Annotated in this window: 16 protein-coding genes; 10 read left to right on the top strand and 6 right to left on the bottom strand. The window is 38.4% G+C overall.

Annotated features, from left to right (window positions below):
* Window positions 1–402: hypothetical protein (locus H0W64_09800; GenBank protein MBA3662012.1), on the bottom strand; the 402-nt coding region annotated here is incomplete at its 3' end.
* A 126-nt stretch (window positions 403–528) separates the two neighbouring features.
* Window positions 529–1,365: a TIM44-like domain-containing protein gene (locus H0W64_09795; GenBank protein ID MBA3662011.1), complete on the bottom strand. Its 837-nt coding sequence runs from the start codon at window positions 1,363–1,365 to the stop codon at window positions 529–531.
* 209 nt (window positions 1,366–1,574) lie between these two features.
* Between H0W64_09795 and H0W64_09790 the strand changes: the two genes are divergently transcribed.
* From H0W64_09790 to H0W64_09755, 8 genes are all read left to right on the top strand, one after another.
* Window positions 1,575–1,832 carry a hypothetical protein gene (locus H0W64_09790; GenBank protein MBA3662010.1) on the top strand — a complete coding sequence of 86 codons (258 nt, stop codon included), beginning with the start codon at window positions 1,575–1,577 and terminating at the stop codon, window positions 1,830–1,832.
* 168 nt (window positions 1,833–2,000) lie between these two features.
* Entirely contained in the window at window positions 2,001–3,506 is a 1,506-nt protein-coding gene (locus tag H0W64_09785) for an efflux transporter outer membrane subunit (protein ID MBA3662009.1), read from the top strand.
* Window positions 3,499–4,641, top strand: a complete 1,143-nt coding sequence (locus H0W64_09780; GenBank protein MBA3662008.1) for an efflux RND transporter periplasmic adaptor subunit — start codon at window positions 3,499–3,501, stop codon at window positions 4,639–4,641. The genes H0W64_09785 and H0W64_09780 overlap by 8 nt, the downstream gene beginning before the upstream one ends.
* Before the next feature lie 2 nt (window positions 4,642–4,643).
* Window positions 4,644–7,721, top strand: a complete 3,078-nt coding sequence (locus tag H0W64_09775) for an efflux RND transporter permease subunit (protein MBA3662007.1) — start codon at window positions 4,644–4,646, stop codon at window positions 7,719–7,721.
* A gap of 107 nt (window positions 7,722–7,828) precedes the next feature.
* Window positions 7,829–8,347, top strand: a complete 519-nt coding sequence (locus H0W64_09770) for a DNA starvation/stationary phase protection protein (protein MBA3662006.1) — start codon at window positions 7,829–7,831, stop codon at window positions 8,345–8,347.
* A gap of 111 nt (window positions 8,348–8,458) precedes the next feature.
* Window positions 8,459–10,654 carry a hypothetical protein gene (locus H0W64_09765; GenBank protein ID MBA3662005.1) on the top strand — a complete coding sequence of 732 codons (2,196 nt, stop codon included), beginning with the start codon at window positions 8,459–8,461 and terminating at the stop codon, window positions 10,652–10,654.
* Between the two features lie 65 nt (window positions 10,655–10,719).
* Window positions 10,720–12,432, top strand: coding sequence for a BamA/TamA family outer membrane protein (locus H0W64_09760; protein ID MBA3662004.1), 1,713 nt, complete (start codon window positions 10,720–10,722; stop codon window positions 12,430–12,432).
* Window positions 12,432–14,831 carry a translocation/assembly module TamB domain-containing protein gene (locus H0W64_09755; protein ID MBA3662003.1) on the top strand — a complete coding sequence of 800 codons (2,400 nt, stop codon included), beginning with the start codon at window positions 12,432–12,434 and terminating at the stop codon, window positions 14,829–14,831. The genes H0W64_09760 and H0W64_09755 overlap by 1 nt, the downstream gene beginning before the upstream one ends.
* Before the next feature lie 52 nt (window positions 14,832–14,883).
* Here the strand turns inward: H0W64_09755 and H0W64_09750 are convergent, their stop codons facing one another.
* Together H0W64_09750 and H0W64_09745 are read right to left on the bottom strand one after the other, a co-directional pair.
* Complete coding sequence (locus H0W64_09750; protein MBA3662002.1) at window positions 14,884–15,066, bottom strand: hypothetical protein; 183 nt, start codon at window positions 15,064–15,066, stop codon at window positions 14,884–14,886.
* A gap of 200 nt (window positions 15,067–15,266) precedes the next feature.
* Window positions 15,267–17,366, bottom strand: coding sequence for a hypothetical protein (locus H0W64_09745; protein ID MBA3662001.1), 2,100 nt, complete (start codon window positions 17,364–17,366; stop codon window positions 15,267–15,269).
* A 256-nt stretch (window positions 17,367–17,622) separates the two neighbouring features.
* On the opposite strand from H0W64_09745, the gene H0W64_09740 reads away from it, so the two are divergent.
* A complete protein-coding gene (locus H0W64_09740; protein MBA3662000.1) occupies window positions 17,623–18,837 on the top strand; it encodes a multidrug effflux MFS transporter in 1,215 nt (404 codons plus the stop codon).
* Window positions 18,838–18,839: 2 nt separating this feature from the next.
* Here the strand turns inward: H0W64_09740 and H0W64_09735 are convergent, their stop codons facing one another.
* Window positions 18,840–19,790 carry a hypothetical protein gene (locus H0W64_09735; protein ID MBA3661999.1) on the bottom strand — a complete coding sequence of 317 codons (951 nt, stop codon included), beginning with the start codon at window positions 19,788–19,790 and terminating at the stop codon, window positions 18,840–18,842.
* Between the two features lie 393 nt (window positions 19,791–20,183).
* Here H0W64_09735 and H0W64_09730 point away from each other — a divergent pair, with 393 nt between their 5' ends.
* Window positions 20,184–20,762, top strand: a complete 579-nt coding sequence (locus tag H0W64_09730; protein ID MBA3661998.1) for a CDP-alcohol phosphatidyltransferase family protein — start codon at window positions 20,184–20,186, stop codon at window positions 20,760–20,762.
* A 319-nt stretch (window positions 20,763–21,081) separates the two neighbouring features.
* On the opposite strand, the gene H0W64_09725 is transcribed toward H0W64_09730, so the two are convergent.
* Complete coding sequence (locus tag H0W64_09725) at window positions 21,082–21,477, bottom strand: hypothetical protein (GenBank protein ID MBA3661997.1); 396 nt, start codon at window positions 21,475–21,477, stop codon at window positions 21,082–21,084.
* Window positions 21,478–21,754: the final 277 nt, after the last annotated feature.

Here is a 21,754-nt window from a genome sequence, read left to right as displayed (position 1 = left end):
TAAGTGATCGTGTCCTGTCTCCATTCCTCTTTTAAAATGACGCATCGACCAGGCGTCAATGATAGCTTCGTAAAATTGTGAATCTTGAATGGCAGCGTTTAAGTTATGATCTTTATCGCAGGATGCTGCTGCATAAACATGAAACGTGTCGGGTACAATACAAAACTGATCAGCTTTCGCGTGGGTGAGTAATTTTTCTGGATACACTGCGCCAGATTGATGCACATGTAAATCAGCGCCCTTTGGCATCGCTTTAAGAAAGTGATTAAGTAGTTCAGAATTTTTTTTGATTTGAGCGAAATACTGTGTTGCATAAATTTCTTCGGGAGACTCTGCAAAAAGAGAAGTGTTGCCTAAGTAAACGAAAATAAAAACGATGAATAAGCATGAATATCTTTTCAAATGCCACCTCATTTTGTTCTAATTTTGAGAGAGGATAGCAACTCTGAATGAAACTGTCATGGGTTAAGTAAAGAAAAAAACTAGGTTGATTTAAACAAGTGCAACATCAACCTAGTTTAAGCGAAATTAATTTTGTTGGATTCCAGCAACTAACCAATTGGCGTCGTTACTTTCTTTTTGTAAGTTCCAAGTTTCATTGAGGTTTTCTGGCATAGCATTTTCAGCTTCACGGATTTTACCCGTAAACTGTACACTGGCTGTGATTAATGTTGTATTACCATGAATCGTCATCTGTTGTTCAGTGTTAACATCCAGCACGTGAGCCTCAAGAGAAATAACTTCAGTGTAATTCGGTTCATTGCCGCGTTCTTGTAATTGTAACTGAATTTCCGCAAAGACTTGTGGCGCGGTAAATTGCCGTAAGTCATTTGTATTTTTTTGATCATAAGCGGCTTGGAGGCGGATAAATATTGCTTTGGCTTCGCGAATAAATGCTTCACTATCAAAATTACTGGGTAAGCTTGAAACCCCTTGTCGTTGTCCAAACCAATGCTCTTGTTGGGCTTCCCGTTGTTGTGTGGTTTGCGTATTTTGATTATTGAGATTTAAATGTTGTAAAGGTTGAGACGCATTCGGATTGCGTAGGCGCCTGACTAAGCCAATGATCAGAAAAACAACCGCTGCAACAACAATCCAAGAAAGGAATGCAGTACCAAGTCCATTACCCATAAATAGACTTGCAAGCATAGCACCAGCTGCGAGTCCCATCATCGGTCCAAGAAATCGACGTAAGGGATTGGTTGCGCTTTGACCCATCGCGCTAGGTTGAGCACGCGAAAAATTGCTGGTTGAGCGTTGCATGCCAAAACTTCTACCGCCACCAAAACGTTTTGCTTCCGCATCCGTCCAAACTAAAGCGAGCGCAGTAATGGTCACTAAGATTAAAGTGATAATTGATCTCACAATTTTTTCCCTTTATTGATATAGTTCGACTGACAATACTAGCTTAGAATGAGTTTTTTCTCTAGATAAACACGCTCATTTAGTGTATCTTTTTTTTCCAACACTGCGGGAATCGTTCAAAACCTTTGACCTGACACATTTTCAAGGTAAACTGCAGTGTAAAAATTAATTTGAAAATGTATCTCGGAAATTGGATTGTTAGAGGCATTATGAAAAATCTATTTACTCAACACCCACATTCTCTGGGCGAAAGCTATTTCGTTCACTTCAAATTTGCCTGTGTGTTTGGCTTCAAAATGATGTTGGGCGGTTTCGCCTGCCTTCTCCATAGCATTTTCCCTTTTTTATTTCCGAAAACCGCTAGTAATATTTTAATTTCACTCATGCAAGAATTTGTTGAGCGCACGTCACGACCTGATGCCCGCGTCATTAACTTGACAGATGAAATCAAACGTAAAGTATCTTAAACACTTATTGACAAAGGTGAGACCGATTACTCGCTGAGGCGTTGGTTGCAATGAAGGAACATTTTCACTTAGACTAGATTATTAAATTGCCCGTCCCTATTTGAAATTGTGGTCACCGGAAGGCATCAAGTGCATTGTAGAAATTTCTGTTCTATTCTCTGCAGTTTCATGATTTTTGTCAGTCCTGTCTTGTTAACAGGCTGTTTAGTGGGACCCAACTTTCAACCACCACCTTCCCCAGCGACTCATCGATACACTGATGAAAGATTACCAGAACATACGGTTGCTACACCGAGTTTAGGTAAAGCAGGTATCGTGCAACATTTTAAACCGGGGCGTGATATTCCTCATGAATGGTGGGGTTTATTTCAATCAAAATCATTAGATCAATTGGTTCGACTAAGTTTAAAAAATAGTCCTAATCTCGCTGCAGCGAAAGCCGCGCTCGCGCAAGCACGCGAGAATTTGCTGAGTCAAATTGGCACGACACTTTTCCCTAGCGTTGATTTGCAAGGTTTTGGACAACGTCAACGGTTTTCAGATGATACGATTGGTTTTAATCAAGGCAGTATTTTTAATTTATTTAATGTGCAAGCCAATGTTTCTTATACGCTCGATTTATTTGGCGGCGCAAGACGTGCTGTTGAAGCATATGGCGCACAGGTTGATTATCAACAATATCAATTGATTGGTGCCTATCTTGCGTTAACAGCCAATGTTGTGACGACTGCAATCACCGTTGCTTCCTTCAAAGCTCAAATTGCTGCAACTTTGGATTTATTACGTGCGCAAGAAGTCACGTTAAATATTTTAACTAAGCAATTCGATTTAGGCGGAATTTCAAGAACTCAAGTTTATACGCAAGAAACTTTAGTCAACCAGACGCGAGCATCATTGCCCTCTTTACAAAAACGCTTAGCCCAATCCAAGCATGCACTCGCGGCGCTAGTCGGTGTATTACCAAGCTGCAAGTTACCGGAGCTTGAATTAAGCGAGCTGACTTTACCTGCGAATCTGCCGGTTGTTTTACCTTCACGATTAGTGCGTATGCGACCTGACATCCAAGCTTCTGAAGCGCTTCTGCACGCAGCAAGTGCTCAAATCGGTGTGGCGACAGCTAATCTTTTACCGCAAGTCACATTAAGTGGTTACTATGGTTGGACCGCCATGACCGCCAGTGGATTGTTTGATCCGGCTAATCATGTTTGGAGTGTCATGAGTTCTTTCTTGCAGCCGGTTTTTCGCGGTGGCGCTTTACAAGCGCAAAGACGCGCGGCCATTGATGCTTGCCAGCAAGCATTCCAGCAATATAGACAAACTGTGTTGCAAGCTTTTCAAAATGTGGCGGATAGTTTGCAAGCGATTGAGACAGACGGAAGAATTTTGAAAGCGCAAAGAACCGCTGAAATTGCAGCACGCAATTCGCTAACACTCGCACAATCTCAGTATCGTTTGGGTGGAGCAAGCTATATCGTTTTATTAAATGCGCAGCAACAATATCAGCAAACCCGAATTACTCGGATTCAAGCCCAAACCAATCGATACAATGACACTGCTGGATTGCTACAAGCATTGGGTGGCGGGTGGTGGAATTATCCGAGAACAGCATGTCAGAGCCAGCGTTGTATTGTTAAGCGGACCAATGTAAAGACGAGAGGCGGCGCTTATGGATAAAGCAAAAATTAAAAGACCCATGAAAATCATGCTCATTTGCTTAGCAGTACTTTTCGGGGGGATATTCATTTATAAATTGGTCATGCATATCCTCTTCATGCTTTTCATGAGTAGTTATGTCCCCAAGGCAACAGTATCAACAGCTAAAGCTGACTTTGCGCTTTGGCAATCAACCGAACAAGCTGTAGCGAGTTTACGGAGTATTCGTGGTGTTAATGTCACTACTGAATTGGCAGGAATGGTAAAAACAATTTATTTCTCACCCGGCGCCGATGTGGAAGCGGGTGCGGTTTTAGTTCAATTAAGGGCTGATTCGGATATTGCTCAGTTGCAAGCATTACAAGCAAGCGCTGAGCTTGCTAAAATTAATTTTGAGCGAGATAAAGCTCAGTATGCGGTACAAGCAGTAAGTAAAGCGGCTGTCGATACGGATGCTGCGAATTTAAAGAATTTAACTGCGCAAGTTGCTCAACAACAAGCTATCGTTAACAAAAAAACGATTCGCGCTCCTTTTGCTGGGCGCGTTGGTGTTTCCTTAATTAATCCCGGACAATTTATCAGTCCAGGAGACAAAATTGTCAGTTTGCAAACCTTCGATCCCATCTATGCAGATTTTAATTTTCCTCAGCAAATTCTGCCACGTTTAAAGTTGAATCAAGAAATTACTTATAAAACGGATAGTTTTCCTAACCGTTCGTTTAAAGGGAAAATTACCACCATTGATCCCGCAATTGATACAGCAACTCGTAATGTTTTGATTGAAGCAACGCTTGCTAATCCTTCTAAAGAATTAGTTCCGGGGATGTTTGGTAGAGTAGAAGTTATTGTAGGAACGGCAAAAGAATATATTACCGTGCCAGTTACGGCTGTTGCGTTTAATCCTTACGGTGAAGTTATTTTTCTTGTGCGAGATGGAAAAGATAAAAAAGGAAAAAAGATTTTAACTGCACATCAGGTTTTTGTGACAACGGGTGAAACGCGGGGTAACGAAGTCAAAGTGCTCAAGGGTTTGCAAAAGGGTGATCTGGTTGTCACGACTGGCCAATTGCAGTTAAAAAATGGGATGCAAGTAGAAATTAATAATACGATTAAGCCTACTAGTGTTGGTTCTCAAGTCGATGAAACTGAAGGTTAGTCATGAATTTTACTGATCTTTTTATTAAACGTCCTGTCCTTGCTACCGTCATAAGTTTGATGATTTTAGCCTTAGGAATTCGTTCTTTAGGTCCATTACCCGTTCGTCAATATCCTTTCACTCAAAATGCAGTGGTTACGGTCTCAACAGTGTATACCGGTGCAGATCCTTCAGTTGTTGCAGGTTTTATCACAACCCCACTTGAACATTCTATCGCGCAAGCAAGCGGTATTGATTATATGACATCAAGCAGTACTGAAAATGTCAGTACAATTACAATCAATCTCAAACTCAATTATGACCCTAATTATGCTTTGGCTGATATTAGCAGCAAAGTTAATGCCGTCTTAAATCAACTCCCTAAGCAATCCCAAGTGCCTGTGATTCGCATTGCGATTGGTGAAACGATTGATGCCCTCTATATTGGATTTTACAGTGATATTTTAGCAACAAATCAAATTACCGATTATTTAACGCGCGTGGTACAACCAAAGTTACAAGCTATCAATGGCGTGCAAAATGCAGAAATTTTAGGGTCCAGGCAATTTGCTATGCGAATTTGGTTGGATATGGACAAACTGGCTGGGTTTGGATTGACTGCAAGCGATATTGCCCTCGCTTTGGCTACCAATGATGTGGTCTCTGCAGTAGGACGAACAGAGGGTAATTTAATTACAGTTAATTTAACGGCCGATACCGGACTTAGTACGGTTGCTCAATTTCGTCAAATGGTGGTAACCGCGAAAGATGGGGCGATAATTCGTTTGCAAGATGTAGCCAAAGTTTCACTAGGTGCAACCAATTATGATACCGCGGTTAGTTTTGATGGTAAAAAAGCAGTCTATATAGGCATTCAAACTGCACCAGCTGCCAATTTGTTAACGGTCATTGCGGATGTTAAAAAGTTACTTCCCATGATTCAGCAAGAATTACCGCAGGGTTTGAATGCTAAATTGGTTTATGACACGACGGAATTTGTGAATAGTGCCATTTACGAAGTGGAGAAATCACTCTTCGAAGCACTGCTTATTGTCACCGTAGTTATTTTTCTCTTTTTAGGTTCTTTGCGATCAGTCATTGTGCCCATTGTCGCCATACCACTCTCTCTCATTGGCACGTTTTTCATGATGCTGTTATTTGGATATTCCATTAATTTGCTAACCTTGCTAGCGCTTGTGCTTGCCATTGGTCTTGTAGTCGATGATGCCATTATTGTTGTAGAAAATGTGCAACGCCACATGGAAGAAGGCATGACTCGGTTAGAAGCTGCTATCCTGGGCGCACGGGAGTTAGCGGGTCCAATTATAGCGATTTCAGTCGTGTTAATTGCAGTTTATGTTCCGATTGGTTTCATGGGTGGATTAACAGGTGCACTGTTTACTGAATTTGCTTTTACTTTAGCAGGTGCAGTTGGAATTTCTGCGATTATTGCTTTAACGCTATCACCCATGATGTGTTCGAAATTATTAAAAGTTCCTCATGCGGATGATAAAAGAACTTTCATTGATTATATCGATCGACAGTTCGAACGTTTGCAAGCACGTTATCACAGAGCCCTCCACCGAACCTTAGAAATTCTACCTGTCGTTGCAGTGTTTTCAGTGATCATTTTGCTTAGCATTTATTTTCTTTTTATCTACTCAAAATCTGAATTAGCACCCCAAGAAGATCAGGGTGTTATTATTTCTTCTCTTACAACGCCGCCTAATTCTACCCTGGCTCAAACTCAGATTTATTCAAATCAAGTTTTCAAAATTTATCAAGAATTTCCTGAAACTTGGCGCGTGTTTCAAATTGATGGGTCAGGCGGTTTAAACCAAAGTATCATAGGCATGGGATTAAAACCGTGGGATCAAAGAAGTCGTACTTCTAACGATTTGCAACCGCTTATTCAAGACAAATTAAAAAACATTACAGGTGCCAAAGTCGCAGCCTTTCAATTACCTTCTTTGCCAGGTGCCCGCGGATTTCCCATTCAATATGTCGTGCTGACCACTGATACGTATCAACGTTTGAATGAAGTGACGCAAACAGTTATGGATAAAGCCCAAGCAACGGGCATGTTTATGTTTATTGATACCGATTTAAAGATCGATAAATCGCAAGTTAGTATTTTATTAGATCGTGAGATGACTGCACAATTCGGCTTAACCATGGAAGAAGTTGGGAATGTTTTAGGAAGTGCTTTGAGTGAAGGGTATATTAATTATTTCAATTTTGCAGGTCGTTCTTATCAAGTTATCCCGCAAGTTAAAACTTCGCAACGGTTGAATCCAGAGCAAATTTTAAATTACTATATTCGTACCAAATCAGGTGCGAACATTCCTCTTTCAACGATTGCGACTTTAAAAAAACAAGTTGTTCCTGAAGCGCTCAACCACTTCCAGCAATTAAATTCAGCGACCATCAATGCTGTTTCCATACCGGGCGTTAGTATGAGTGATGTTTTAGCCAAGTTTGATGAAATTGGTAAAGAAGTTTTACCTGAGGGATATACAGTAGATTATGGCGGTGAGCTACGCCAATTTATTCACGAGGGCAGTTCCCTGGTTTTAACTTTTGTTTTTGCCCTCATTATTATTTTCTTATCACTGGCTGCACTATTTGAAAGTTTCCGTGATCCCTTGATCGTATTAATAAGTGTTCCTATGTCAATTTGCGGCGCATTGATATTTATTTGTTTAGGGGTAGGCGGCGCAAGTTTAAATATTTATACAGAAGTGGGTTTAGTTACGCTCATCGGCTTAATCAGTAAGCACGGGATTTTGATTGTACAATTTGCTAATGATTTACAGAAAGACGGTCGAACTAAACGAGAAGCGATTGAACAAGCTGCAAGTATTCGACTTCGTCCGATTTTAATGACCACCGCTGCAATGGTTTTGGGCGTGATTCCTCTTATTTTAGCCTCAGGCGCAGGCGCCGTCAGTCGGTTTCAAATTGGATTAGTCATCGCATCTGGCATTTCAATTGGAACTTTGTTCACTTTATTTGTCGTGCCTGCGATGTATCTTTTTTTAGCGGAAGATCATGCCAGAAAAAAAGCAGATCTTATGGAACCACGGATTGATGAAATTTAAGACCCAGCAGTAAGGTCAACGGTGTCTCTCGCCCCGATACTTAAAAGATGTTAAAATGAATCCCTTATTTTTTCATTTAATTTTTTTATAGAGGAAGGGGTCAAATGATGAAAGTAAAAAACGAAACATTGTTTTCCGGCGTTTCCCCTCAACTTGCAACGCCTAATGATTTAAACGATCAAGGCCGTCGTGCAGTCGCCGAAGCCATTAATCCCCTTGTTGCAGATTGTTTTGCACTTTTTGTGAAAACAAAAAATTATCATTGGCATATGAGCGGTAGTCATTATCGTGATTATCATTTATTGCTTGATGAACAAGCAGGACAAATTTTTGCAATGATTGATATTTTAGCTGAGCGGGTTCGTAAATTAGGCGAAACTACGATTCATTCGGTTAATGAAATCAGCCAATTGCAACAAGTGAAAGATGACAATGAAAAGTTTGTTCCACCCAAAGAAATGATTCGTCGCTTGATGGAAGAAAACAAAGCTTTAGCAAAGCGCATGCGAGCTGCGCACGAAGTTTGTGACAAAGCGAATGATGTTGCTACAGCAAGCTTTCTAGAAGTCTTTATTGATGAAACTGAACGCCGTACGTGGTTCCTGTTTGAAACACAGGCAAGTTAATCTTCAGAAAAGTTGATTAAGCTGGAGGCGTAATTAAAATTTTAAGTTGTTTTGTAGATATTATTACGCTTTCGCTTCATCATCCCTTCAAGCAGCTATACTGGAAAGATAATGACTCAGTTTCACAAGGATTGTGAGCAGGCTGCGAAGCATATTGTCGATACTGTCGGTAAAACTATTGTTTTAGCAATGCCTATCGGTATTGGTAAACCTATCGGTTTTTTAAATGCACTTTATCGCCTCGCTGAAAGTGATGCCTCCATATCTCTCACGATTATCACCGGTTTAACATTGGCCCGACAGCATTTTTCTTCGAAGTTGGAGGAGAGGTTTGTTTTACCCATCCAAGAAAGATTATTAGGCAATTACGAAGATCCACTTTACGAAAAAGCGCGTGTTGAGCAAACGTTGCCTAAAAATATTTCTGTTATTGAGTTTTTTTTAGCACCCGGAAAATACTTACATAATCAGCTCGTTCAACGCCATTATGTTAGTACCAAATATACAAGTGTGATCAAAGATTTACGTTATTATCAAGTTAATGTCATTGCGCAACAAGTGAGTCAGCATGAAGCATATCCCAATGTTGTAAGTTTAAGTAGTAATGCTGATTTATTTACTGAAGTGATGCGCTACATTACGCAGCAAAAGGCAAAAGGACATGCAGTTGCAGCTATAGCTGAAGTGAATCAAAATTTACCTTTTATGCTGGGAGACGCGCTCACTTCAACAGATCAATGGACGGACTTAATTGATACGAAGCAATATCATCATTTGTTTAATTTGCCGCGTGAAGAAATCAATTTACAAGATCACCTCATTGGTCTTTATACGAGTACGCTCATTAAAGACAATAGTTGTTTGCAGATTGGGATCGGGAGATTAGGACTTGCACTCTCCAATGCTTTAATTTTACGTCAGCATGCTAATGAAAACTATCGTCAATTATTGTCTGCACTGGAAATTACCAGTCATTTTAAATCAATTATTGATGAAGTAGGCAATTTAGAATGTTTTGAGCACGGTGTATATGGTTCAACTGAAATGTTAAGTGATGAATATATGCATCTTTATAAAAATAAAATTTTAAAAAAATATGTTTATGAGCATAAAGGATTACAACAGTTATTAAATGAAAATTTAATCCAGGAAAAGTTTACACCGGATATTTTAAATGTTTTGTTAGATGCGGCTATTATTAATGAAAAGTTATCGTCTCAGGATGTAACGTTCTTACAGCGTTTCGGTATCTTTAAACCAACTATTCAATGGATTGATAATACTCTTTTTGTTAATCAGGCCATGCAGATTTCTAATGATTTGTCTGATAGTCATGCAAAAGATAACATAGTCCAATATTGTTTGGGCGAAGAGCTGCAAGGCGGCGTCCTTACTCATGCTGCTTTTTTTCTGGGTAGTAATAATTTTTATGATTTTCTTCATGCACTTCCCGTATCGGAATCACAACGTTTTTGTATGACGGCGGTTAATAAAACCAATGCGTTATCCCTTGATCCTGAGTTATTAAGGGTCCAAAGAAAGGATATGCGTTGCGTTAATACAGGCATGATGGTGACACTAGGCGGGAACATTATTTCTGACGGTTTAGAGAATTATAAAGAAGTAAGTGGCGTTGGCGGTCAGTTTGATTTTATGTATATGGCTTATGAATTGCCTGATGCGAGAGCCATTATTAATTGCCGTAGTACGCGTGAAAAAAACCAGCAAACTGTGAGTAATATTATTTGGGACTATCCAGCTATAACGATTCCCCGCTATCTCCGTGATATTGTTATCACTGAATTTGGTATTGCCGATTGCCGCAGTAAAACAGATCAAGATATTATTAAAAATTTACTTAATATTACTGATTCACGTTTTCAACGACATTTACTTGAACTTGCCAAACGTCACGGGAAGATTGAAGCCAATTATAATATTCCTCAGATCTATCAAAATAATTATTTAAATAAAATACAAACACGGCTTCATCAATTGAAGTTAGATACATTCTTTACTCCTTATCCGTTTGGTTCAGATTTAACGCCGGTTGAGGCTTGTGTTAAAAAGGTTTTGGAGTATCTTAAGCAATGTACCCGTGCGCAATTAGTATGGGGATTTTTTTCAAGTTTTAGCTTAAGACAGTTTAAGAAGTCTCATTCTCTTTTAAGAAATTGTTTAAATCGACTTGAACTAGACGTGCCACAAACTTTGACGGATCTCGTTTATCAAAAAGTATTTATTTATGGTTATTCTAAAACCTGGTCGAAAAATTCAAGTGAGCTGAGATCAAATTTTGCAGACTAGCGCTCAATGTATTAAAATCACCACACAATAATATAATTCACATTCATTTCTCACACTAAGATCACATGAACTTTAAAAACTTGTTCGCAGGCCTAAGCCTTTTTTTAGTATTAATCTCAGCTACTTACGGGCTGCCTACGCTCAATGTGGTTATTAAAGGACTTAAAACCGACGCTTTAGAAAATGCTGTAGCACGCGTTAAAGTTTTAGAAAACAGCTATGGCCCGTTAAATCTGGATAAAATTAATACACTTTATCAGCTTATTCCCAATGAAATTAAAACTGCGATTGAACCTTTTGGTTATTTTCACACCCACATAGAAAATTCAATCCATGCTAAGCGCGGAGAAGAATTTACAGCGACTTATACGGTTACTAAAGGACCGCGTTTAAAAATAACGGACATTGATATCAATATTTCAGGTCCTGGGTCAAATAATCCAGCGATAGTTGATTATTTGCAAAAGCTGCCGTTGCATCGCGGTGATGTTTTTCGTGCTGATTCTTACGAGAAAGTAAAAACAGATTTATTTGCAGTAGCTAATGCTGAAGGATATGTCAAAGCTTATCTTGAAGAAAGTAAAGTACTGATATCCCTTAAAAATAATTCCACTAAAATTATTTTACATTTTCAAACCGGTCCACGGTATTATTTTGGACCCCTTACTTTTTCCGACAATCCCTACAATCAATCATTCTTAGATCGATTTATTGATGTGAAGGAAAATGAACCGTTCTCAAGTGAAAAATTAATTCAATTACAACAATCGCTTTCCACTAGTTTTTACTTCCAACAAGTTTTGGTAACGCCAGATTTTAATCACATCAGTAATAATCGAATTCCAGTGACAGTTTCAGTGACGCCGCCTAAATCACAAAAATATAATTTAGGCATAGGTTACGGTACGTTCACAGGTCCTCGGTTGACTGCGGGTGTAAGTTTACGCCGTTTAACCGATACGGGTCAGCATTTTGATGCACAATTAAAACTTTCCTCGGTGCTTTCAGGACTTGCTGGTAAATATTATATTCCTGGTAAAAATCCTTTAACGGACCAATGGGTGTTGGGTGCTAATTATCAACGTTTTTTACCAGAGAATGGTTCTAGTACGTCTGGTACACTTTCAGCGGGTTACATTAAAAAAACTGAACATTTGCAAACGAGCGCTGATCTTAATTATTTAGTTGAACACTACAAAGTCAACGACACATCAAATGAGCAAAGCCAATTACTTTATCCTAATTTAAATTTAAATTATGTTGACGCTGATGATTTGATCCATCCTCATTCGGGTAAGCTTGTCAATTTTATGTTGCGTGGGGCTTCCAAAACCCTTCTATCCTCAACAAGCTTTATCCAAACTGAGGTTAAAACGAAGTACCTTTTTAGTCCCTTTAATTTTGCACACGTGATTGTTAAGGCTGATTTAGGATATATGGTAGTTAACAACTTAAAAGATTTACCCTTATCAATGCGCTTTTTTGCGGGTGGCTTAAATAGTATCCGTGGTTTTCGGGATAGCAGTATTGGTCCCGGGCGTTATCTCTATACAGGCAGCATTGAATATCAAAATCATATAAAAGATCATTGGAGCGGCGCAATTTTTTACGATGCAGGAACTGCAACCAATCATTTCGGTACCCCCTTGGCGCGCAGCCGCGGTGTTGGAATTATTTATGAATCTATGATTGGCCCGATAAAATTGTATTTGGCTCAAGCGGTTAGTAAACGTAATCAACCTCGCTCGATTGAATTTAGCATAGGGCCTGAATTTTAATGCGCAAACTTATTACAATATTAATGGTTGTGGTCGTCGCCACCTGCGGTGCGGTCTATTTTTTTAGTAGTACGACTTTAGGTCTTAAATCCTTACTGTATGGCATCGATTTCATACTTCCTGGTCAATTGAGGTTTGCTCAAGTTGAAGGAAAATTGGTTTCGCCCATCCGTTTTCAGGGAGTGATTTTTCAAACTAAACAAATGGAGCTTTCTATCGATCAAGTTGATGTGGATTGGTCGCTTCTATCCGTTTTAAAAGACGGCATCACCATCAATCATTTAAATGTGACTGGTTTAAAAGTTTCAGTTAAACAAGATAAAGCGGGGAAAAGCAAAGCCACAGAACCTGGCGCGAGCAATTTATCGTGGTTGAATTGGATTCATTTCAAAAAAGTTCAGTTACAGGATGCACATATCGATGCAGGGCTTGGTAGCATATTGGCAATTAAAAGTTTAGAAATAAATCATCAAACAACTTTATATCAGGCAGTCCTCAAGGGAACGTTCGGAGCATTCCCTCTATCTGCTGACGTTAATGTGGATTATCAAGATAACCAAGTAGCCATTCAAAAAATGGCAGTGAGTTTAGCAAACGCAACAATATTGGGATCAGGTACGATTGGCGAGAAATGGCACATCAAATGGCAAGTTAATATTCCAGAAGTGAATCACATTGTCCCTGTAGCAACAGGCAGCCTCATGACGCAAGGGGAAATAAAAGGGCTTCAAAAAAATCCCACTATCTTAGCTGATTTCCAAAGCAAAGCATTTACCTACCAAAATATTAAATTAGATTATGTTCAGGGTAATATTGTTTCGAACGCACAAACTGAGAAAGCCCAAGCTACTATTATTGCTAAGCAAATTAGTTTTAATGGTTACGGCATTCCGCATGCAACCCTAATAGCAGATGCTCTGAATCTGAAAAACAAAATGATTGTTAATTTAAAATTGAATATAAATGAAAAAAATAAAGCGATTGGTGAGTTGCAACTACCACCATTTGCCCTGATTAATGCACATTCTGCAGTCATTGGGCAATTCCAAGTCCGGTTTGATCAACTTTTAAATTTCATTACCTCGCCCTATATTAGTCAGTTGCAAGGTGTTTTACATAGTGACCTTAAAATTGCGGGTCGTATTAATGCTCCGAAACTAGATGTCAAAGCTACATTGAAAGATGGGCAAGTTCATATTCCAAAATTAAAAATTACGCTAAAAAATATTGAGCTTGATGCGGATTACCAATCTAATCATCCTTTGCAGTTTAAAGGACACTTTATTTCAGGCAACGGTAATGCCGATATTAATGGAAACGTTAATTTAACCCAAGATGGTTTACCCGTAATGATTCATGTACTGGGTAAAGATTTATTATTAGCTAATCTTTCCGAATATAAAGTTATTGTTTCACCCACGTTAACGCTTACTCAAATTGATCATAAAATTGATGTAGCAGGTGAAATTAATATTCCGGAAGCTAAAATTGCACCGAAAGATTACAGCAGCGTTACCACGTTGCCTGATGAAGTCGTTATTGTGGATCAGCAGAAATCGACTGAAACAATGCCAACCAATTTATCACTCAATGTACGCGTTACTTTGGGAGAAAAAATTAAATTTGTTTATCAAAATTTGCATGCTCAATTAAAGGGTAGTGTTTTAATTGCAGAAAAAGCGGGGAGTCCACCAATCGGAACGGGTGAATTATATACTGTCAATGGAAAATATAGTGCGTATGGTCAAGATTTAAAGATTACACAGGGACGATTAATCTATGCTGGCAATGCTTTAACCAATCCAGGTTTAGATATTCGAGCGCTAAAGAAAATGGAAAATATTACGCTTACTGAAGTTAAAAGTCAGTTTAACAGTAGCATGGATTTTAAACCCATTTATCAAGGGGCTGCAGATTTATCAGTTGGCGTTTGGGTTAAAGGGACGTTAGACAAGCCTACAGTGGGTCTTTATTCGGATCCTGTTGGGTTAGATCAGAATGACATACTTTCCTACCTTGTTTTCGGTGTGCCGCGTGCTAAGGTGAAAGATCTCGGTATGCTCGCTCAGCTTAATCATGTTGCATCAGGTTTAAATAGCGGTCCTTCTAAGGTTGCAACGATTACAAATAAAGTGCAAAAGGTTTTTGGCTTAACTGAATTATCCATGGGTAGCGTAGAAACATTTAACGCGGGTGATGGAAAAAAAGAAACAAATACGACGGTTAATATCGAAAAGAAAATTGGTAAAAACTTATCTATTCATTATCGCGTCGGTGTGTTTAATCCAGTATCTGTGCTGAATCTTAAATATCAAATTAACAAACGCTTAGCTATTCAAACAGAAACAAGTAGTTTTGATACGGGTGCGGATTTATTATTCGAATTTGAAAGAGATTGATAATAAAGGGGATGCAATGTGTACTTTATACTCACTGCATCCCCTAATTTTTTTATATTTTAATTAATCTTGAATGCTGTACTTTATCGTGATGTTGTTGTCGATAAACGCGACGGTATTGATCTTCAAATTTGCCTTGCATTTGAAATAATTCGTCTTGGCTAAAGCCATCCCATTGTTGTTTGATTTTTCGCATCATGACTTTCCAAGTTTCTTTAATATTTTCTTTATTCATAAGTGTTCTCCCTTATTTTGTTTTTGCGAAAATTAAAAGCAAAACTGCAAGTGGAACTTGTGAATACGCATTGTGTATCGATGATTACGATGTAAAACAAAACTTATTTTTGTTAGGCAATTTATTTACTGCTCCTATTTAACTTAATGTCATTAAAACAAAATGTCAAGGTAGGAGAAAAAATTAGAATATAAAAAAAATTATTTGGAAAATACGTGAGTCGACTCTTTAGATAATTCTATGTCATGATCAGCATCCTGATGTTGATGATCAACTCTATGATGATGGATATTCTGTTTGGGAGAGTTTAGATGATTAACATTGGGGTGCCGTTTCATCGTAATTTGCTTGGTTAAATTGTTTGCGCGACCACCATGATATGGGTTGCCGAAGATCGTAGGTCCCAATGCATTATAGAATGTAGTAAATTTAGACGCATTGCGCGTCCTATCATGATGTGGAGGAAAAGAGATTTTGGGTGAAGGTGCCATATTCATTAAACGATTGTTATTGGAATCTTGCGATTGAATTTCTGGCTGTGGTTCAATAGGTTTCACCAGTGTTTGTGGACCCACCTGTGCTATCCGAAATGGGTTCGAAGACAAGTCGGGTTGTAAAGTTGAGTCCAACGCAATGGTTGTTTTATCGGGCGCTGCTGACAAACTGGGATTGGCTTGCATCATATCAGCGCGATGGGCTTTATGCATTTTATAATAATTGTAAGCAAATTGACTGACCATCCAAGTTGCACCGATAGCAAGCATCGTAGCAAGGAGGATGAAACCTATCGCCATAGTTGGTGGAAAAAAGGTTAAGGCAATACTCGTATAGGTAAGTGTGGTATAAACAAAGGCACCCGTATATTTTTGTTTATTGGATTTAATTTGTGCTTCTTGTTTGCTAATTGATAATTTAAGTCCTGCTTGTTCAGTTTCTTTAGTTTGGATTAAATCTTTACTTTTATTTATTGAGTCATTCAATGCGTTTCTTTGGTCTCTTAATACGACCAATTCGTTTTCTGTTTTTTCCTTCTCTTTATTTGCCTCGGGATGAGAGTGAAAGTAACCTTTCTCTATTTCTTTTAAAAATGAAGTTAATTCGATAATTTTTTTGTCAAGCTGCCTAAGCTCCATGATTTTTTCATTTACATTTTCCTTTTTAACCAAGTCTTGAATTTCAACTTCTTGTAATTGCACAGTTGATTTTAATTTTTGCAATGTAACATTCTGTGCTTTGACATCTGCTATACCGTAGCCAGCGATAGAAAGACAATCAATTCCAAACCCAATCAGATTAAAAATGATAGAGAGACCGCCAGTAACAACAAAGGCAGAAAAATTAATGCTAAACCAAAGCAACGCATTGGCCATGCGTGGTAAGCGACCTTCCTTGTGAACAACATTTTTAAATCGTTCTGCAATAAGTTTTAGGTAGGGGAGGTTTGCCCTTTTTTCTCTTTCATTTTTTTCTTTGAAAAAGGTGGAATAAAGAATAACACCACAATCAAATAAGAAATCCAGTCCATAGGATAAACCGGCATAACCAGCTATTCGATGAATAAAAGCGATGCCTAAAGCGTTAAGAACAGAGTTTGAATTAAATCCAACTTTATCAAAAGTAGGTCTAAATGGGGCAAATGTTTCTTGAACAATATACCAGTTGATACGTATTTCAGTATATTTGCTGGCGAGTTCGTAATATTTTTTTGTCCTAAATAAATCATCGCCCGCGTCGATGGGCGGTAAGCCTGCTTGGAGGCGGTATTCATTCGATTTCCATAAATCCTTCGCAAGATCTTCTGAGCCATCATAATGCAGGCGGGCAAGTTCAGCGGCAAAACTTTTTTGTAATAAAAGGGCTTGTTCGCCACCTGGCTGAGTGTGATCTATTGCGAGTCTACAAAACATTTCTTTTTGTTTGCGATCAAATGCAAGCTGCGCTTTAGTAGCCTTTACCCACGTCGGATCATCTGGCATCTCCCAAAGGACTGGCATCTCAAAGCCAGCAGTGATTAGCTTCCTTCTAAGGGGCATTGCTACTTCGTACGGAAAAGAGCTTACCAGAGCGGAAAGTTGTTCGGCAGAATAGTTAGTTTCAAAGGTAGTTAAGGCGCCATCCTCAACCTCAAAAGAAAAATAAGGTGCTTCGGGGACCCCTGCATTGTTGTTTTCAGGCGTGTTGGTTTCTTTATAGCTTTCCCGCTTTTTAAGAAAGTCTATTTTATGTTCACAAAAGCCCAAGGGTTTAGTGAACTGTACACTTGCAACACCCTGACGACCAGTGTGGATTGGATTTGCCACTGCAACAATCCTCGATTAGAAGCTAAATAATATTATTTTTATTTTGCCCTTAATTATTATTCTATTGTTTATTTATTAACCTTCTATTAACATCTTGTAAAAACTTTAAAGGCTCATTAAGGTTATTTTAACTTATCGATCTTTGTATTAGGCTGTCAAGAATTTAAATTAGTCATACTAAAATTACGCAAGAAAATGGATATAAATTGCTAAATAGATCAATACGTTATTAAATATCACCAAAAAGAGTGAACTTATGGGAAGAATTTTTGAAAAAAATCTGATTTGGTTGCCGACCTTACTTATTCTTTATAATTTTTGCGCTAACCTTTCCAATGATATTTATTTGCCAAGTATGCCCAAACTGGTCCAGCTTTTTAACAGCACGCCAGCCACTCTTCAGCTGACTATGACTGCCTGGTTTGCAGGCGTTGCCCTACCACAACTCTTCTTCGGCCCACTTACTGATAAAGTGGGTCGCCGACCGGTTATTTTGGGCGGTGGCATCATTTTTATTGTCGCAACCCTTGCATGCATAGCGACGAATAACATGGCGATTTTTATTATTGCGCGATTTTTTCAAGGCGTAGGTGTTTGTAGTTTGAATGTAACAACTTTTAGTATTTTGATTGATCTCTATCAATATAAAGCTCGTATTCAAGTTATGAATAGAATAAATATGTTTGGTACTATGGCGCCGTTAATTGGCCCGGTTATCGGTGGATACGTTTTAACGTATTTTAGTTGGCAAGCAAATTTCTATATTATTTTTGCCATGGGGTTAATTAGTGTCATAGGATTGTGGATAAAGCTACCTGAAAGTAACTTGCAATTGAATCCACAGGCTTTGAATGTTAAACATGTCATGCATAATTATCTTATGCTTACGAAAAACAAAAATTTAATTAGGCATCTTATTCCTTATTGCTTGATTTTAGGTGGATTAGTTGCTTACTTAACAACAGCGCCTTTTATTATTATTAAACAATTAAATATTTCACCTTCAAATTTTGGGTACACGCAACTTCCTGTATTTGGAATGTATATCTTGGGCGCCATGCTATTTAATCGGATTGATAATGATGTGTTTGCACAAAAGGTTACACAAATAGGATTTAAGGTTGTATTATTAAGTTGCTTACTCATGCTTTGTTTAAGTTATTTTTTCGGAAATAATTTATACGTGTTTATTATCCCCATGGTTCTTTATGCACTAGGTTTTAGTTTTTGTTCAGCTCCATTTGTTAATGAAGTAATGGCGAGTGCCCCTCTCATTAAAGGATCGGCAGCTGCTTTTCTTGGTTGTGGCATGGCATTGAGTTGTATGCTTTGCAGTTTTGTTGTCGGTATGATTTATAATGGAAGTATATTTTCCATTGCCATCGTGCTTTCATCCGTATTAATTTTGGCTAGTATTTTTTATTTTTTGCCTGCTTTTTATACTCATCATTTAACCAATGAAACCAATTAGGGTTAGGACTCAGCTTTTTTATTATTTACATAAATTTGTAATAATTTTGTGGTAGAAAAATAATTCACAGCTGCACTCGAAATAAGCGCGAGGGGCATAAGAAGATAGTAAGAAAATTGTTGTAACGGTGTATCTACAGCGAAGTGATAAGATTTGAGAGCATGCTCAAAAGTCTCGCGAGTGATTTCAGCAAGCGCAGTCCCAGAAATTAAAAAAATGATCGGTAAAACAAACTGTGATAGTTTTAATTGCTTTAATTGCTGTGAAAAATTAAGTAAAGATGAATGTAATTCTCTCGCAACGCTATGATTGGCATGCGCGTATAACGCAGCGGAAGGGAGCCAGGCAATGGCAGCTAACGTCGCGGTGAGATAATAACTTGTTAAATAATTGATATGTAAAGCAGCAATTAAAGCATTTAAACCATTAAAGGTTGCAACATACCCGACTAGACTTACCAAAATTCCAATGAATACACCGATAACACAAAGTAGCCATTGTGAGCTGCGTTGCTCATTTGTACTGAAAAAGAAGATGAGCAGAGATTTACGTTTAGCAGCAATGGCGCGCATCGCCGTGAAAGCAATAGCAGCATTTACAAAAACTACGATGCAGCTCATTAAAGCATTAATAAACCCGGGTAAAATTCCAATGTAACCAAAAAAACTTACGCACCCCATGGGAATAGATCCCAAAAGACTAATGAAAATAATAACGATAGTGGTTTTGTCCCATTTTTCAATATCAATTTTAACCAAGGAATAAGTGCCAAGAATTGCATTAGCAAGCGTTGCAATCAGCGCAAATGAAATACTTGTCGCAAGTGTTAGGTAATCGTTAGCAAGCCCGTAATGAGAAATAAAGCGATAACCGTAAGGAAACGTAGCCAGTGCTGCAAGCGTTGCAAGCGTTAGCATAATTAATATCTTGATGTTTATTATTTGAAGACGCATGTGCACACCTTTTTAAGAGGATTTATAATCGGAGGCTATGAGAATTTCAAGCTCGAATTGAGAAATTTTTTTATAGATTATGGTGACATATACTAGCATAAAAAGCCTCTCTTTGCATTGTTTCGTTTTTATAATTGGGGGAGCAATATTACAATTTACCCCTCAGGTCTAACAATGGCATAATAATGCAAGTGTTTTCGTTTTAGGGATGTAGCATGACTTCTTGCGGCGACCTTAAAGTTTTTTTTCCATCCCCACTCTTTATCTCTCAAGCATATTCTGATTTTTTCAGAAAAAAAATTTCCCCCCGACTCTCCTTAATGATGAATCACGTTAATGCACTCATTTTGGATTTAGAAGGATTCTCTTTCATCCCGGAAAGTGAGGTAAGCAATGCTTGATACTTATTTACGTCCTATCTATCAACTTTATTTTTTAGATCCTATTGCACGCATTTTAAAAAAGATTCCACCGTCTATGATTACTTATATGGCGTGCTTAACGGGCATCCTTGTAGCACCGGCGCTTATCGTCAATCGTCCCCTTTTAGCGACCGTTTTACTGCTGATTTCAGGGTTTTTAGATACACTAGACGGTACCATCGCAAGGATAGCTGATTTGACAACAGAAGGGGGCGTGATACTGGATGTGATGTCAGATCGTATTGTTGAGTTTGCAGTTATCGTTGGTCTATTGGCCATCGATCCTGTGCATCGGGGTTTTCTTGCTTTGTTTATGTTGGGAGGCTGTTACTTGTGCATGACGTGTTTTTTCTTAACTGAAGTTTACGCAAAACCAATACGCGAAAAAGCAGCGCATTTTAGTCCGGGATTAATGGAACGTGCAGAAGCATTTGTTTTATTCTTGTTAATGATATGGCTACCGCAGTATTTTGATAAACTTGCGATAGCCTTTACCTTATTGGCTATTCTTACTTGTTATATTCATTTCAAACATCTAGCACGACGTTAAACTAGCAACGGCGGAGACAACCGGATTTATCGACCCGGTCGATACATTCATGATAGTTATTGCAAGGTGGGCAAGTGTACATCCCATTACAATAACGGGTATTGCAAGTTTGACATTGCAATACATCATAGTAACAACTGCCGCATCCGTTATTACTGCAGGGACTACCCATTGGTGTTGCGCAACCACCTAATAAACAAATCAGCATAAGAATTGGAAGTAAACGAATGAACATGGTCATCATCCTTGAATTGGCCAGACAATGATTTGATTATATCATTAATTTGTATGATTTCAGGGTTGAAGCCTTCAAGGTTCTTTACCTAACTTTGGAAATAGGGGTGGTCTTGGCCGCTAAAGTACCCTGTTTTTTATTTAATCGATTAGCGGGTGCAAATAAACTTAATTTAGAAACGGAAGGAATTTGTCCTTCGCGTTGATAATTAGATAGTGTATCTGCCCGGGCATTCCTTTCTAGAGCCGCTACACAAGCTCCAGCTGTTATTTTAGCGATAGGGCTCACGAGCTGTAGTTTGATATGCTTAGCAATGTCTTCATATTTAGCTTGGATGGCAGGTGTTGAGATGTTGTTTTGCAACTCTTCTGCAGCGCGAAATTTCGCAATTTCTGCATCCACTCTCAGCCAAGTCTTTTTAAGTTGAGATTCAGCTTGTTCAATTATTGTACTAAGTTTGCTCTTTTGCTCGGCTGACATGAAAACCTCATTGAAGGTTATTTTCTATTTTAGTAACGTAAGCCTTAAGGGAACGTTAAAAAGGACAAAAATAATAGAGTAGCATAAGGTAAAGAGTGACCATCATATATTGAACTAAAAAGTTACATAAGGATTATCCATGCATTTTAAATTAACTCACGAAGAGAATGATAGGCCAAAAAGTCCCAATGAAACGCCACCCGTGAAAGAACCACCACCAAAAGACCCAACCGATAAGCCCGATCCTACTAAACAATACGTCTAACTTGGATATCTA

The organism is Gammaproteobacteria bacterium, assembly GCA_013816845.1.
Lineage (GTDB): Bacteria > Pseudomonadota > Gammaproteobacteria > DSM-16500 > DSM-16500 > Aquicella.
The sequence above is the reverse complement of the archived record's forward strand: the minus strand, read 5'-3'. Positions and strand labels throughout refer to the sequence as shown.